Source organism: Paenibacillus sp. sgz302115, assembly GCF_056120445.1.
The window spans coordinates 128821-145280 of sequence record NZ_JBVYOK010000010.1 but is presented as its reverse complement, the minus strand read 5'-3'; the positions used below and the strand labels follow the sequence as shown (position 1 = coordinate 145280).

Genomic DNA, 16460 nt, shown 5'->3' with positions numbered 1-16460 from the left:
TAATATAAATCTCTACTACTTCTAGCATAGATAGAGTAGCTGACCCTAAGTCTACACTATTCTGATAAAAAATAACAATAAACCAGTGATATCCATTCTACCACTAATCGCTATCGAGATGAACCTTTACGAGAAAAAAATCCGAACAATCTATGAAGTTTTGTCTGAGATTGAGTAGAATCCGCTCGAATAATCTCTTCATCGTTGATAATTTTCTGCGAATTTTGACGAAAAAGGTCGGAAATTGGTTGTCCCAACTCTTTCGTCAAAACCCCGTAGGCTTCACTCAATCCAAATGGACGACGCTGATTATCGTGTGCGTCGGAGGCGATTACATGAACAGCATTTCTGCGGCACAGCTCCAGTGACAGCTTCTGCAGCTTGCTTCCGAGGGCTCCGGTAACACTCTGGGCGGTCAGCTGCCCTAACGCTCCCAGCTCTATTAATCTTGTTAATTGGGAAGGATCGGCAGCAACCTCAGCGTTGCGCTCCGGATGGGCAATCACGGGAACGAAACCCTGAATGAGGAGCTCGTGACAGGTTGATTCCATGCTGCGCGGCACGCGTGAAGAAGGCATCTCCAGCAAAATGTACCTTGTTCCCGCGAGCGTCAACAAATGGCCTTGCTCCAGATCGTTCAACAAATCCCCATACACACGAATTTCTTGACCGGGAAGCACAAGCAGCGGATTACCGGCCTGCCGGAGTCTGTCATTCAGTTCCTCAACAGCTTGCCCTATACCGGGAGCAGGGTTCATGTATACTCCGTTGGCATGATGGGGCGTGGCAACTACAGTGGATATGCCGTCCATATGGGCGTCCTGCGCCATGGCGAGAGCCGACTCCCAGTCGGCAGCCCCGTCATCAATAGAGGGTAGAATGTGGCTATGGATATCTATCATATGATTTTTATCGGCCCCTTCCTAGCTAACATTTATAGATTTCACAAAAAAAATGCAACCATTTCACTAGGAAATGATTGCCAGACTATAACCATATTATCGCTTACGCTTCCAGTTCGAATAGCTTCCGCGTGGCTGACGCAAGCTGAACGTCCACTTCCAGAATCTCTTCATCGCTTAAAACGGTGTTGCGGCGATCCAGTAAGCTATTAATATGATGGCGCAAACTCTCAATCTCCCGCTCAATAGCATCAGATTTGTAAAGACGCATCATTTCCGCGAGCGAGTGCTTGTGCTGATAGACCAGCTTGCTGCCCACAGGCGTCACTTCCGAGATTCGGCGGATCGATCCGCCCTCATAATAATACACCATAGTGAATGAATTATAAATTCTGTTAACCGTTCCGGTCCCTCTATAAGTAACAAACAGCTTGCGGATTGCGTTATTAAGGTGAGGGTTCACTATTGTGCAGGTCAACGCACACACGTAAATATTGCCTTTGCGCTGAAAAGACAAAAGAACCTCCTCACCCCCGGTTTCCTCAAGGACAACTTCCTGTTCTCCGCCGCCCAGAATTTTCACCCGGTGGCTGATGTAGCAGGTATCGGCCGTAAGCAGAAACTGGTTCATTTGAAATTCCGTCATTTGCAAAGTCGTATTCACATATTCTGTAGCCAATCGCTGAGCCATGACCATCCCTCAATTCTTTGTAACAGCCTTTAGCATGATTATACAATGAAGGGCTGTGGCATTTCTCATGAGCAGGAACAGGATATACGCCGAAAATTCATCTTATACCGGGAGAAAAGGATATGAGCCTCAGAATACATATGTATTCCTCACTATTCTGCAGGGAATTCGCCTTGATCCTCCGTCTCTGCCGGCTGTTCTTCTTCGGACGGAAGGTTATGCCGCTCGATGAGCTCCCATAATTCATCCCGGCCAAGTCCGAGCTCTGAGGAAAATGAAATGAAATGATCCCCCGGCAGCACACCAAGCTCCTGCTTCATTAGCTTGATATGCTTCGGCCAGCGGGTTTTGGGAATCTTGTCTGCCTTTGTCGCCACCACACAGAGCGGGAGATCGTAGTGCTTGAGCCAGTCAAACATCATCTTATCATCGCTGGTAGGCGGGTGACGCAGATCCACGATAAGCAGAACAAGCTTCAATGTGTCGCGTTCTGTCAAATACTTTTCGACCATTTTCCCCCATGCAGCCCGCTGGGTCTTGGATACCTTAGCATAGCCGTAGCCGGGGAAGTCGACAAGATATAAGCTCTCATTGACGCGGTAATAGTTCATATGCTGCGTCTTGCCCGGGGTAGAACTGGTGCGGGCCAGATTCTTGCGGTTAATCATCCGGTTAATCAGGGAGGACTTTCCGACGTTGGAGCGCCCTGCCAGAGCAATCTCCGGCAAGGCGTCAACAGGGTATTGATCAGGGCCTACGGCGCTGATGATAAATTCGGCACTATTAACTTTCATAAGACTTCCTTTCTAGTGTACACTACTCTGCGCTTCAGTACTCGGCGCTTCATTGTTGATCTGATTATGGTGCTCCACAAGCGCATGCTGCAGCACCTGATCCATGTGGGATACCGGCACAAACTCCACATCGCTGCGGACGCTCTCCGGTATATCCTTAAGGTCGCGCTCGTTGTCCTTCGGCAGAAGGATTTTTTTGTACCCGGCACGATGGGCAGCCAGTGACTTCTCCTTAAGCCCGCCAATCGGCAGGACACGGCCGCGCAGCGTAATTTCGCCTGTCATCGCCACATCCTTCGAGACATAACGTTTCGTGAGAGCAGAGATTAGAGCTGTAGCAATCGTAATCCCTGCTGACGGACCGTCCTTCGGTATCGCGCCTTCGGGAATGTGGATGTGAATATCATTTTTCTCATGAAAATCTGGCGCCAGCCCCAGCTCCTCCGCCTTCGAACGGGTGTAGCTGAAGGCAGCCTGTGCCGATTCCTTCATCACATCGCCCAATTGCCCGGTTAAAGTCAGCTTGCCTGTCCCCTGAACCACCGTGACTTCAATCAGCAGCGTATCGCCGCCGACCTCGGTCCAGGCCAGCCCGGTTACGGTGCCAATCTGATCCTCCAGTTCCGCCATACCATAGCGGTATTTGGAGGCGCCTAAATAATCCTTGATCTCCGCAGGAAGAATGCTTACCTGTTCCTTTTCGCCCGACACAATCTGCTTCGCAGCCTTGCGGCACAACGCAGCAATCTGCTGCTCCAGATTCCGTACGCCGGATTCCCGGGTATATTCCCGGACAATCTTCAGCAGGGTATCGTCTTCAATGGACAGTTGAGCCTCCTCCAGACCGTGGTTCTTACGCTGCTTCGGCAGCAGATAACGGCTGGCAATTTGCAGCTTCTCCAGCTCGGTATAGCCGGGGATAAAGAGCATTTCCATCCGGTCAAGGAGCGGACGCGGGATGTTGTGCACGGCATTGGCTGTCGTCACAAACATAACATTGGACAGATCAAACGGCAGTTCAACAAAATGATCACTGAACGTATTGTTTTGCTCAGGGTCCAGTACCTCAAGAAGCGCTGCTGATGGATCACCGCGGAAATCCGCCGCCATCTTATCAATCTCATCCAGCAGGAACACCGGGTTGATGCTTCCTGCGGTCTTCATACCTTGAATGATCCGGCCTGGCATTGCACCGACATAAGTGCGGCGATGGCCGCGAATCTCTGCTTCATCACGCACGCCGCCCAGCGATATGCGGACAAACTTACGGTTCAGTGAGCGGGCGATAGAGCGTGCCAGCGAGGTTTTTCCGACCCCAGGAGGCCCTACCAGACAGAGAATCGGTCCCTTAAGCTTCTTGACCAGCTTCTGCACGGCAAGGTACTCCAGCACGCGCTCCTTCGGCTTCTCCAGTCCGTAATGATCCGCATCGAGCACCTGCTCGGCTTTGAGGATATCCAGATCGTCTTCGGTTGACTCGCTCCAAGGCAGACCCAGCAGCCAATCTACATAGTTGCGGATAACGCCGCCTTCGGCTGAACTTGCCGGCATTTTCTCCAGGCGGTCAATTTCCTTCTCAATTTTCTCCTTCACACGCTCAGGAAGCTGCTTCTCTTCCATAAGTGAGCGGAGTTCATCGGCTTCGCCAGCCCGGCCTTCCTTCTCGCCAAGCTCCTTCTGGATCGCTTTCATCTGCTCGCGCAGATAATACTCCTTCTGAGTCTTCTCCATCTGCTTCTTCACGCGCTGGTTGATCTTGCGCTCCAGCTCCAATACTTCACGCTCATTATTAAGGATATCAAGCAGCTTCTCCAGACGTTTACTGACATCTATGGTCTCCAGAATTTCCTGCTTATCCTTAATCTTCAGTGCCAGATGGCTCGTGATGACGTCGGCAAGCCGTCCCGGCTCCTCAATATCGGATACGGCAGCCAGCGTCTCGGGGGTAACCTTTTTGGACAAGGTGATGTAATGCTCAAACTGGTTAAGCACTGTACGCATCAAGGCATCGCTCTGCTGGTCTGAGTCTTCTTCCTCCGGCAGCACACGCGCCATGACCTCGTAATACTCCTCATTATCCGTATAATTAATAATTTCGGCCCGCTCCACGCCCTCCACCAGCACACGAATTGTGCCGTTTGGAAGCTTCAGCATTTGCCGCACATTCGCGACGGTCCCGACCCGAAAAATATCCTCTTGTCCCGGCTCCTCAATATTCACTTCCGACTGCGAGCAGAGAAGAATCAGGTTATCTTCAACCATAGCTTTTTCCAGCGCCCGGACTGATTTCTCGCGTCCCACATCAAGGTGAAGAACCATACTGGGATACACAAGAAGACCTCTAAGCGGCAATAAAGGAAAACGACGACCTTTGGATTTACTTTGTATCATCGCTTTCGCACCTCCCATGGTTCTCAAGTAGTGTCACATGCATTCATTCTAACAAAAGCGCCATCAAAACACCAACTGGCCCCATGCTGCGGCAAACCGGCATTGACCTGAAAGTGAGCGCCCGAACTCTCCAAACCTTATTATGGGCTTCATACACCGGGAATATGTTCATCAGCCAATAAGAAGAAACGGCTACGCTGTCCACAAAAGGACGGCGTAGCCGTTAAGTGTCAGGCTTAACCTAAGCCTTGGCGTTTTCTCCTGCAGCATCTGCCTTGAGCAGCGAAGAGGAGGACGAGAAGGTCTCTCCGGATACCGCAGGCAGCCGCACATCCGCCGTATCGGTGCCGAACAGGTGCCGGAAGACTTCCTCCACTGTATCCATTGGAATGACCCGCAGGGGCGCCAGATCAGCAAACAGTGACTGCCAGTTTTCTTTTGGAATGAGCACGGTTGTTGCTCCAGCCTGAAAAGCGGCTTCGACCTTGGCAATGACACCGCCCACCGGCTTCACCCGGCCATGAATGCCGATCTCACCGGTGATGGCCACCGTATTATCGACCGGCAGATGCCGGATGGCAGAAACAATAGCCACAGCCATCGCTACCCCGGCGGAAGGCCCGTCAATCGGTGTACCGCCGGGGAAATTCACATGCACATCATAGCGGTCAGGCTCCAGGTTCATGGAGCGCAGAACGGTCAGCACATTCTCCACTGAGCCTTTGGCCATGCTCTTGCGCCGGATCGTCCGCGAACCGCCGCGGGTCTCTTCTTCATCAACTACACCGGTAATGTTAAGCCTGCCCTGGCCGCCTACAGCCGGGGAGGCTGTAACTTCAATCTCCAGCAGTGTCCCCATGCCGGGTCCGTACACGGCAAGTCCGTTGACTACGCCGATTTGCGGCGAGGTCGGAATCTTGCGTTCCGTCCGCAGCGGCAGCTGGCTGCTGCTGGCCACCCACTCGACATCTGCCGCACTTAAAGCGTCCCGCCCTTCAGTTAGCGCCAGTCCGGACGCAAGCTGGATCATGTTAACCGCTTCCCGCCCATTCGTGGCGTATTGCTGGACTACCGTTACCGCCTCAGGGCTTGGCTTCAGCCCAATCTTCTGGATCGCATCCCGCCCGATCACTGCAATCTCATCCGGCAGCAGCGGCCGGAAATAAATTTCCATGCACCGCGAGCGAAGTGCGGGTGATATTTCGTCCGGTGAGCGCGTTGTGGCTCCCACCAGCCGGAAATCGGCCGGCAGGCCATTTTGAAAAATATCATGAATATACGCCGGCGTATTGCTGTCCTCTGAATTGTAATAGGCGCTCTCCAGCAGCACCTTCCGGTCCTCCAGCACCTTGAGCAGTTTATTCATCTGAATCGGGTGAAGCTCCCCGATCTCGTCCAGGAACAGAATGCCTCCGTGCGCTTTGGTTACGGCCCCGGGCTTCGGCTGTGGAACGCCAGCAACTCCCATAGCCCCTGCTCCCTGGTAGATAGGGTCATGAACCGAACCGATCAGCGGATCGGCAATGCCCCGCTCGTCAAAACGTGCAGTGGTGGCGTCGATCTCTGTAAATTTGGCATCGCTTTTGAAGGGAGACAGCGGGTTCTTCTTCGCTTCCTCCATCACCACACGTGCAGCCGCAGTTTTGCCGACACCCGGCGGACCGTAAATAATAACGTGCTGCGGGTTAGCGCTGCACAGCGCCGCTTTCAGGGCGCGCAGCCCGTCCTTTTGCCCAACAATATCTGAAATGCTGGCCGGACGTGTCTTCTCTGAAAGCGGCTTGGTCAGGGAGATCATCCGCATTTTACGCAGCTTGTCCAGCTCTTTGCGCGACTCCCGGTCCACCGCCGTCTTGTTGGTCTTCTGTCCCCGCAGCAGATTCCAAAAATAAACGCCGATGACCAGCGCGAAAAAGAGCTGCACGATCATCAGCAATATACTTAATTCCATAGGTCATCCCTCCTGTTTCGTTCAGTCTACCTGTCCTGTATTTGGCTACTACTAGGTAGTATAGCCTTTTCGGTCATTCGTAAACGCCCGGGGAGCGGATTTATGGAAGAATAACATTTTTCCTCCTCAAAATAAAAAAACGCCCATCACACCACCGCATGAACGCGGGGCAAGATGGGACGTTCTTCGTCGCCTTAATATAAGTTCGCAAATTAAAATAAACTCGCTAATGAGTTCAATTTACATTAACTTCAGAGTTTTGCACTGCCGGAGCCAGTCCTGCATGCTTGCGGCCCGGGATTTCGCCGGTTTCTTCAAAATGGACCACGATCGCGTCGATCTCCTTCTTCAGCTCGGACACCAGATCCGCTTCGGGAACCTTGCGGATCATCTTGCCGTAGCGGAATAGCAAGCCTTCTCCACGGGCGCCCGCGATACCGATGTCAGCTTCGCGTGCTTCGCCGGGGCCGTTGACAGCGCAGCCCAGTACGGATACCTTAATCGGCACCTTAAGCTTGGAGATATACTCTTCCACTTCATTTGCGATGGAGAACAGGTCAATGTCCAGCCGTCCGCAGGTAGGGCAGGAGATCAGCGTAGGGGCATTAGAAATCAGACCGAAGGTCTTAAGCAGCTCACGCGCTACCTTCACCTCTTCGACCGGATCAGCACTGAGAGAGATGCGCACGGTACTGCCGATGCCCATTGAGAGCAGTGCACCGATGCCTGCCGAGCTCTTCACGGTTCCGGCGAACAAGGTTCCTGACTCGGTAATACCCAGATGCAGCGGATATGGAATTACTTCTGCAGCTTTGCGGTAAGCTTCGATAGCCATTGGCACATCAGAGGCCTTAAGCGATACGATAATATCATGGAAATCGAGTTCTTCGAGAATCCCAATATGGAATAGAGCACTCTCTACCATCGCTTCCGGTGTTGGGTAACCGTATTTCTCCAAAAGATGGCTCTCCAAAGAACCGGCGTTTACACCGATACGAATCGGAATCCCTTTTTCCTTACAGGCCTTCACCACAGCTTCCACTTTGTCCCGGCGTCCGATGTTGCCCGGATTGATGCGCACTTTGTCGATGCCGTTCTCGATGGCAAGCAAGGCCAGCTTATAGTTGAAATGAATATCCGCCACAAGAGGGATATGAATTTGCTTCTTGATCTCCTTGATTGCGGCAGCCGCTTCTTCATTGTTGACGGTCACACGGACAAGCTGGCAGCCCGCTTCTTCCAGACGCAGAATCTCAGCAACGGTAGCTTCGACATCAGCGGTTTTGGTCGTACACATGCTTTGAATCGCAACCTCGTTGTTTCCCCCAATAATCACTCCGCCAACATTGACGGGACGGGTCTGGTGTCTCAAAAACATGGTTTTCTCCCCCATAACGATCAAAGCTCCACCCTCCCCGCTCCCGCGGTAAAGCGGGGCAAGCGGAAGAGAGGTGGAGACAGTGAATTGTATTTGTACAAGTAGTAACGGCTTAGGCGCTTTCCTCTTTTTTCTTGTCTTTCTTGAGGCTCAGCTCAGGCAGGGACTTCTCTTGGACAACCTGCTCTGTAATCACGCAATCCTTAATGTCATCGCGCGAAGGAACCTCATACATGACATCCAGCATAATGCTCTCGATAATGGCACGAAGTCCACGGGCACCTGTGTTGCGTTTGATCGCTTCCTTGGCAATAGCTTCAAGGGCCTTAGGTTCAAACTTCAGCGCTACATTGTCCATTTCCAGCAGCTTGATATACTGCTTCGTGAGCGCGTTCTTTGGCTCGGACAGAATGCGCACCAGCGTGCTCTCATCAAGCGGCTCCAAAGTCGAGATCACCGGCAAACGGCCGACAAACTCAGGAATCAGACCGAACTTGAGCAAATCCTCCGGCAATACCATCGAGAGGTATTCGCCAGTTTTGAGCTCCTTTTGACCTTCAACGGCTGCGTTGAAGCCAATGACTTTTTTGCCGATACGGCGTTTGATCATTTGCTCCAGGCCGTCAAAAGCGCCGCCCACGATAAACAAAATGTTCGTAGTATCAATCTGAATAAATTCCTGATGAGGATGCTTGCGTCCGCCCTGTGGTGGTACAGAAGCTACAGTGCCTTCCAGGATCTTCAGCAGCGCTTGCTGTACACCTTCACCGGAAACGTCACGGGTAATGGACGGGTTCTCGGATTTGCGTGCGACTTTATCAATTTCATCAATATAGATGATGCCGCGTTCGGCCTTTTCCACATCATAATCGGCAGCCTGGATCAGCTTCAGCAGGATGTTCTCCACATCCTCGCCGACATAACCCGCTTCTGTAAGGGAAGTCGCATCCGCGATGGCAAAAGGAACGTTGATGATTTTAGCCATAGTCTGCGCCAGCAATGTCTTACCTGAACCTGTTGGACCAAGCAGCAGAATGTTGCTCTTCGTCAGTTCAACATCTTCAATCTTGCTCTGGCTGTTAACACGTTTGTAGTGATTATATACGGCAACGGAGAGCGACTTCTTCGCTTGCTCCTGACCAATGACGTATTGATCGAGGATATCACGGATTTCCTTCGGTTTCGGAATATCCTTCAGATCCAGCTCTTCCTCGTGGCCAAGCTCCTCTTCCACGATTTCTGTGCACAGCTCGATGCATTCATCACATATATAAACGCCCGGTCCAGCTACAAGCTTACGAACCTGCTCTTGGGATTTGCCGCAAAAAGAACATTTCAGCTGCCCTTTTTCATCATTAAATTTAAACATCTAACCACCCCTTAGGATTTGATCGGTGAAGAGAGTACCTGGTCAATAAGCCCGTATTCCTTCGCTTCTTCCGCGCTCATAAAGTTATCACGGTCCGTATCGCGTTCGATTTTGTCAAGGGGCTGACCTGTGCGATCCACATATATTTGATTCAGCTTCTGTCTCGTTTTGAGAATCCAGTCGGTATGAATCCAGATATCGGATGCTTGCCCCTGAACGCCGCCGAGCGGCTGGTGTATCATTACTTCACTATTAGTCAGCGCATATCTCTTGCCTGGAGCCCCAGCCGTAAGCAGCAGCGATCCCATGCTTGCCGCCATGCCTACGCAAATTGTTGACACATCCGGTTTGATGTATTGCATTGTATCATATATACCCATGCCGGCTGTCACAGAACCACCGGGCGAGTTGATGTACAGGTGAATGTCTTTTTCGGGGTCATCTGCTGCCAGGAACAGCAATTGGGCAATAACCAGATTGGCGACATCATCGTCAATCGCATTGCTCAGGAAAATGATGCGGTCCTTGAGCAATCTGGAATAGATATCGTATGACCGTTCTCCCCGACTTGTTGATTCCACAACCATTGGTACCAGACTCATGCCACCAACCTCTTTTCTCTGTACAGATTAGTCTATCCGTTTCAGAAATATTTTAACACGTTCAAGGCGCTATGTCATTTTTTCACTGGTGTATAAAATCGCATTGTTCATGTGCATGCCATTATAGCGCAATTCCTGCCATAAAGCCAATTTTGCAGTTATGTACCAAAATATTCTACCCGCCGATAAAAATAAGGCACGTAACAGAGATTACGTGCCTTATCTATATTTATGGAGGCCGTCCTGCTTGGCCGTTCTAGGTAAAATATCACCCCGGAAGAGTGTTACTCAGCGCTTGCTTCTTCTTTTGCAGCCGGAGCTTCAACCTCAACACTGTTCTCTACGAGGAAGTCAATGGTCTTGCGCAAAGAAATCTCATCGTTCAGGCTGCTCAGGGAACCGTTAGCCGCCAGAATGCTGCGGATCTCTTCTGCGGAACGCTTGAAGGATTCAGCCATAGAAGCAAGTTCCTGATTCACTTCTTCTTCGGAAACTTCAATCTTCTCTTCCTTCGCAATTACTTCAAGCACCAGGTTGTTGCGGACGCGCTTCTCGGCATCGCCTTTCATCTGGCTCTCAAGGTCTTCACGGGTTTGGCCGGAGAAGCTGAGGAACATGTCCATGTTCATGCCTTGCTGACGAAGACGGTTATCGAAGTCGCGAACCATGTTCTGAACTTCACTGTTGATCATTGCTTCAGGAATTTCAACTTCTGCGTTAGCAGCCGCTGCGTCAACTACTGCAGTTTCACGGGCGCCTTTGAGCTCATCCTGCTTACGGGATTCCAACTGTGCCTTCAGGTCAGCCTTGTATTCTTCCAGCGTGTCGAATTCACTTACATCCTTAGCGAATTCATCATCCAGAGCAGGAAGCTCTTTGCGTTTGATTTCATGCAGCTTCACTTTGAATACAGCAGGCTTACCGGCAAGGTTCTCAGCGTGGTAAGTTTCCGGGAAAGTAACTTCAACATCCTTGAAGTCTCCAGTGGACATGCCCACTACCTGATCTTCGAATCCAGGAATAAAGGAGTTGCTTCCAAGCTCCAGGGAATGACGCTCAGCCTTTCCGCCTTCGAATGCCACGCCATCTACATATCCGTCAAAGTCGATTACTGCGATATCACCGTTCACTGCTGCTTCATCTTCAACGACAACAAGCTCAGCATGACGCTCCTGCAGACGTTTCAGTTCAGCATTCAGTTCTTCTTCGGTAACTTCAGCCTTTTGTACTGGTACTTCGAGGCCTTTGTACTGGCCCAGAGTCACTTCAGGCTTAACGGTGATCTTCGCTTTGAAGATGAACGCCTTGCCTTTGGCGAATTGCTCGATGTCCACTTCAGGACGGTCTACAGGGAAGATATCGGTTTGATCAACCGCTTCACTGTACACTTCCGGAAGAAGAATATCAATTGCGTCCTGGTACAGGCTTTCTACACCAAAACGGGATTCAAAAATTGGCCGTGGCACTTTGCCTTTACGGAAGCCAGGCACGTTTGCTTTCTTAACTACTTTATTAAAAGCTTTGTCGAGTGCCGCAGCTACGCGTTCTGCTTCTACTTCGACTTCAAGAACTCCAAGGTTCTTCTCTATTTTTTCCCAGGTTGCTTTCATATTATACTTTTCCCTCCAAAAATAGGTTACATGTTACTTACTTATAATCACGCAATCCACGCACAGAATAACCATTATATTATATACAACATTACTCTATTTATCAAGTAGAGAACTCTTTACAAATCCTTTGAGAGAGCGGTATGCCCCCTCGAATTGAAAGCGCATGCTGCCTGTTATCCCGTACATTGCACGGGTCTCCTCCTCCTGCCGGTTCCCGTTCAGGCTCTCGGACACCATCTGATGCAGCGCACCCGCCCAAATGTCGAGCTGAGCGTCTTCTCCGTCCAGCAGCTTGCGGTATTCGGCGGAGCCGTAGATCGACATGATGAACTGTCCCCAGAGCTCCTGGGCAAAATAGTACAGCGTCGGCTCATGCACCTCTGCCTGCTCAGCCACCCGTTCCAGCACCTGACTTACCTGCGGCGGGAATTCCTCATTGGTCAGCGGCACTGTTTCGATCTCGACGTATGCCGTTTCGGCGCCGCGCGCAAGTCCGATAACCCCCTGCGCCCCACGGCGGCGGAGAGTCTGCAGCGTGCGGAACTGAACCAGCGGATGAACTGCAGCCTGCTGTAACCAGCCTGTGAGCGCTTCGTCGATATGGCTGCCCTCCAGATATGAAAGCTGCTCCAGCGCCAGAATGGTTGACTCGGACAAAGGTTCGTTCATAACCCGCTGCAGCAGCTTGCCCTGATATTCCGAATCCTCTTCGAGCTTGGATTTGGCCAGAATCCGGACCATGTCTTCTTCCTGGAGATCGTGTTCATCGCCTTGACCTTCAGCTTCGGCATCGCCGTTATGGGCAGCATAGGGGAATGCGGACTCCAGCCACTCCAAAAGCGACTGCCATTCCTGATAGTGCCGCTCCTCCTGTCCCTGGCATTGCAGCAAAAAACGCAGCAGCTCCATAGCTTCCCCGTAGCGTTCACTCTCCAGCATTACCGTTAACTGGATCTGGTAGTAATCCAGCGTTTTCGGAAACAGCACGATATTCTCTTTGGCGGGGGAATTCGAATGATTAATGAGGGCACCTCCTTTTCACCGAACCTTAATCAATTGTAGATTATAGCATATCCCCGTGCAGTTTCAAAAAAACAAGTTGAAAAAAACATTCATATATGATAACATAATTTTTGCTTGCTTTTCAGTCTTATCTTATGTCCCGGTAGCTCAGCTGGATAGAGCATGCGCCTTCTAAGCGCACGGTCGGGGGTTCGAATCCCTTCCGGGACGTCATACTACAGCCTTCCTTCGGGAAGGCTGTTTGTGCGTCCGGGGGATGAGAACCCCTCCTCGATTCAGCAATGGCAATTCTGCCGTTATCTCTCGAACCTTCCACGCTTGATTGTATTTTTTACAACAGAATTGATGAATTTAACAGTTCTGAACCCGTTCTATTGCACTTTATACAATGAAAATTCCCAAATCAGCCTCCAAATGTACTGTAACCGATATTTGATTGCACAAAGTACAACAGAACTGAAAAAAGCGTGGAATTCGCCGGAATCAATTGCAGAAAATACAATAGATTGGTGAGGCCTTCAGAATGGTCGAATCCTCGCTCCCCGCCAAAAAGAACAGACTGTCAACCGTGAATAGTCCACGGCTGACAGCCTGCGTTAAGCTAACAATTTATATTCGCCCGGTCGATCAGCGTCCCCGGCGGCGTCCCAGCCACAGCGGGAAGCGGAAAATGAAATTGATCAGCAGCACCACAAAGACAAGCAGGGCTGCATATCTGTATACATAGCGGTATAAAAACGCAAGCGCCTAAGGGAAAGCCAGCTTACCCATAACAGTAGGCCATTTTGCCCCTGTAGCTGAATGGAGATTATTCGCAACTCCGTGCATGAAGTCATTGCCAAGCAGGGCGAAAATAATCGCTTCCTTCGCATCATCGTTATAACCCAGATCGCTGGAAGTAAGGACCTTCTGATCAGGGAGCAGTTCTTGCAGCATACCCAGCAGCGCTGTGTTATGTGCGCCGCCGCCGCTGACAATGACCTCGTCTATTTTACAGAGTGGGAAGACATATTTTTGATATCCTTCTGCTATCGTCCGTGCAGTAAAAGCAGTAGCTGTCGCTACAATGTCTGCATCGCTCAACCCTTGCTCTCGCGCTTTGGCGGCGAATAGCTCGGCGTAGGCTTTGCCAAATACCTCACGGCCTGTAGACTTCGGAGGCTTCAATTCGAAATACGGATGCTTCATCATTTCCTTTACCAATGTCTCGTCAGCCGCTCCCTGCATCGCCCAGGCACCGCCATTATCGTAAGAAAGCCGCCCGCCGCTCAACTGATATACCACTTGATCAATAACCATGTTGCCCGGGCCGGTATCAAAAGCAAATGCATCTTCCGGCTCTGCTGCCGGAGGCAGCGCCGTACAGTTGCCTATTCCCCCGATGTTTTGCAGCAGTCTGCCCTTGCCGGGATGCCGGAACAAAATCAGGTCACCGTAAGGAACCAGAGGCGCACCCTGCCCTCCAACAGCCATGTCTGCCGGACGGAAATCGCCGACAACCCTCCGCCCGGTCCGTTTAGCCAGCACTGACAAATCGCCGATCTGCAGTGTCGAACGGACCAGATAGGGATCTTGGATATCCTGTTTAGGGATATGCCACACTGTCTGTCCGTGGGAGCTGATCAGGTCAATCTCCTTCATGTCCATTCCGGCGCTGCGTACAGCTTCAATAGCCGCTTCGGCAAACTTCTCAGCGAGATAGAAGCTCATGCCGCAGATCAGATCTACAGAAGAATGCTCTACGGTGCACAGCCTTTTCAGGCGTTCCCGCAATTCTGCATCATAGGGAATGCTGTAATAATGCAGCAGCTTGACCCGCGCTGAAAGGCCGCTGCCTTCAATAGAAACAACTGCTGCATCGATACCGTCAAGTGAGGTGCCCGACATCAGTCCGACTACAACGGATTTCTGCTTATTCCAGAGCGGGCCAATCATAAGCTGATGCCACAGCCAGCCGGATATTCCTCCCCAAGTGAAACGGGCAACCGGCCACGGAAGGGGATGACTCCAAGCAGTGCTTTGGCTGTGCTCTCCAGCGCAAGCGGACGGCTCTCATAAGCAGCGGCATAGACCTGAACATCTGGCATAGCCAGCAGATCATATGGATTGCGCAAAGCAACAACCGCGAGCGGCTTCCCAAGGGCAAGCAAAGACTCAACCAGCTTAATCTGTTCAACATGAAATTGGGCATTATACGTACCAACAACGATCTGTTCGATCTCTTTGACCTGAGCTTCCTCCAGCAGTTTTGCCGCGTAAACAGCGATATCTCCCGCCGGAACCACACGGTCAATACTATCCAGTCCGTATTTTCCAAGCATTGCGCCCAGACCGGGTGCGGTTGCATATGATTCATCTACCAGAGTTGCCACTACGGGTGCTGCCGTAATCACCAATGTCTTCCCAGACTGCAGCGGCAGCATAGAAGTGTTATTGCGAACCAGTGTTATACTGGCTTCGCTGATGCGCCGCGCCACCGCCAGGTGCGCCTGGGTTCCGAGCACTGCAAGCTTCTTCTCAAACGAAGCAGACCTTGCCACAGCCGAAGAATCAGCACCAGCTCCACCATCTGTACCTGCATCTGTGTCACCAGCAACGTTAACAACTGTTCCAACATCAGCTCCACCCGAACCACCAACATCAGTACCCGTCCCGCCCGAAGCTTCGGCTCCTGCGGCAATTACTCCCCGTTTCACCTTCAGGGCCAACAGCCGCCGGACGGATTCGTCAATACGCCCTTCATTAAGACGGCCCTCGGCCACTGCTGTCCTGATGGCCTCAATTGCATCGCGCTGACGGTCAGCACGATGGCTGATCAGAACGATATCCGCTCCGGCTTCAATAGCCATCACAGAGGCAGGGGCCGTTCCGTAATGTTCAGCAATTGCGTTCATCTCCATGCAGTCGGTCATGATAATCCCTTGAAAACCCAGCTCTTCCCGCAGCAACCCAGTCAATACAGACTTCGACAAAGTAACCGGCAGCTTCTCCTGTTCCAGTGCCGGGAAGTAAATATGCGCCGACATCATGGCGTCCACCCCCTCGGCAATAGCCCTGCGGAACGGAGGCAGTTCTACACGGTCCATTCGTTCCCGGTCATGCCGTATAGTCGGCAAATCAAGATGGGAATCCATGTCAGTATCGCCGTGACCCGGGAAATGCTTGGCTGTGGCCGCAATACCCGCAGCCTGGAATCCGCGGATCATGGCCGCACCATATTCGGCCGCCTGCTCCGGCGACTCTCCGAAGGAACGGACCCCAATAACCGGATTCCGCGCATTATTATTGACGTCCAGCACAGGAGCATAGTTCAAATTAATACCCAGGGCCGTCAACTCCCGTCCACTGACCCACGCTGCCTGATAAGCACCGTCCTCCGATCCTGCTGCCGTGATCGCCATTCCTCCGGGCATAAGTGCTATGCCTTCGGTAATCCGGGCAACCATGCCGCCCTCCTGGTCAATCGAAATCCAGAGCGGAGCCTTGCCGGCTTCTGCTGCCGCCTGCTGAAGATCAGCAGTCAGCCTGGCAACCTGCTCCGGCGACTCCACATTTCGGGCAAAATAAATCACCCCGCCAATCCCGCTGTCCGCCACAAGCTTAAGGACTTCACCCGATGCTGCAGTTCCTTCAAAACCGCACATCAGCATCTGTCCAATCTTGTCGTTCAGACTCATAGCGGCGACCGCCGCATCAAGACCCGCTTCCTGCCGTGCCACTTCACGCCAAACGATTGCCATCACCGT

Annotated in this window: 12 protein-coding genes and 1 tRNA gene; 1 reads left to right on the top strand and 12 read right to left on the bottom strand. The window is 51.7% G+C overall.

Annotation, left to right across the window (positions count from 1 at the left end):
- Positions 1 to 110: 110 nt before the first annotated feature.
- From AC0LWN_RS19300 to AC0LWN_RS19255, 10 genes are all read right to left on the bottom strand, one after another.
- Positions 111 to 902 carry a tyrosine-protein phosphatase gene (locus AC0LWN_RS19300; protein WP_474668116.1) on the bottom strand — a complete coding sequence of 264 codons (792 nt, stop codon included), beginning with the start codon at positions 900 to 902 and terminating at the stop codon, positions 111 to 113.
- A gap of 103 nt (positions 903 to 1005) precedes the next feature.
- Positions 1006 to 1593, bottom strand: a complete 588-nt coding sequence (locus tag AC0LWN_RS19295; RefSeq protein ID WP_474668114.1) for a non-ribosomal peptide synthetase module — start codon at positions 1591 to 1593, stop codon at positions 1006 to 1008.
- Positions 1594 to 1745: 152 nt separating this feature from the next.
- Positions 1746 to 2387: a ribosome biogenesis GTP-binding protein YihA/YsxC gene (yihA, locus tag AC0LWN_RS19290; RefSeq protein WP_474668112.1), complete on the bottom strand. Its 642-nt coding sequence runs from the start codon at positions 2385 to 2387 to the stop codon at positions 1746 to 1748.
- A gap of 12 nt (positions 2388 to 2399) precedes the next feature.
- A complete protein-coding gene (gene lon / locus AC0LWN_RS19285) occupies positions 2400 to 4778 on the bottom strand; it encodes an endopeptidase La (RefSeq protein WP_474668110.1) in 2379 nt (792 codons plus the stop codon).
- A gap of 241 nt (positions 4779 to 5019) precedes the next feature.
- Entirely contained in the window at positions 5020 to 6729 is a 1710-nt protein-coding gene (lonB, locus tag AC0LWN_RS19280) for an ATP-dependent protease LonB (protein WP_474668108.1), read from the bottom strand.
- Positions 6730 to 6964: 235 nt separating this feature from the next.
- Positions 6965 to 8107, bottom strand: coding sequence for a flavodoxin-dependent (E)-4-hydroxy-3-methylbut-2-enyl-diphosphate synthase (gene ispG, locus AC0LWN_RS19275; protein ID WP_474668248.1), 1143 nt, complete (start codon positions 8105 to 8107; stop codon positions 6965 to 6967).
- Between the two features lie 112 nt (positions 8108 to 8219).
- Positions 8220 to 9476 (bottom strand): ATP-dependent protease ATP-binding subunit ClpX, encoded by a 1257-nt coding sequence (gene clpX, locus AC0LWN_RS19270; protein WP_019908900.1) that lies wholly within the window; start codon positions 9474 to 9476, stop codon positions 8220 to 8222.
- 11 nt (positions 9477 to 9487) lie between these two features.
- Positions 9488 to 10078: an ATP-dependent Clp endopeptidase proteolytic subunit ClpP gene (clpP, locus tag AC0LWN_RS19265; RefSeq protein ID WP_019908899.1), complete on the bottom strand. Its 591-nt coding sequence runs from the start codon at positions 10076 to 10078 to the stop codon at positions 9488 to 9490.
- Positions 10079 to 10362: 284 nt separating this feature from the next.
- On the bottom strand, positions 10363 to 11688 hold the full coding sequence (gene tig, locus AC0LWN_RS19260; RefSeq protein WP_474668106.1) for a trigger factor: 1326 nt from the start codon (positions 11686 to 11688) through the stop codon (positions 10363 to 10365).
- A 96-nt stretch (positions 11689 to 11784) separates the two neighbouring features.
- Positions 11785 to 12678, bottom strand: coding sequence for a hypothetical protein (locus AC0LWN_RS19255; RefSeq protein WP_474668104.1), 894 nt, complete (start codon positions 12676 to 12678; stop codon positions 11785 to 11787).
- A gap of 172 nt (positions 12679 to 12850) precedes the next feature.
- On the opposite strand from AC0LWN_RS19255, the gene AC0LWN_RS19250 reads away from it, so the two are divergent.
- Positions 12851 to 12924: transfer RNA gene (locus tag AC0LWN_RS19250), tRNA-Arg, on the top strand.
- A gap of 537 nt (positions 12925 to 13461) precedes the next feature.
- Here the strand turns inward: AC0LWN_RS19250 and AC0LWN_RS19245 are convergent.
- Together AC0LWN_RS19245 and nagZ are read right to left on the bottom strand one after the other, a co-directional pair.
- The gene (locus AC0LWN_RS19245) at positions 13462 to 14649 is read right to left on the bottom strand and encodes an anhydro-N-acetylmuramic acid kinase (protein ID WP_474668102.1); all 1188 of its coding nucleotides are present in this window, start codon (positions 14647 to 14649) and stop codon (positions 13462 to 13464) included.
- The gene (gene nagZ / locus AC0LWN_RS19240) at positions 14646 to 16454 is read right to left on the bottom strand and encodes a beta-N-acetylhexosaminidase (RefSeq protein ID WP_474668100.1); all 1809 of its coding nucleotides are present in this window, start codon (positions 16452 to 16454) and stop codon (positions 14646 to 14648) included. Before nagZ ends, AC0LWN_RS19245 begins: the two co-directional genes overlap by 4 nt.
- Positions 16455 to 16460: the final 6 nt, after the last annotated feature.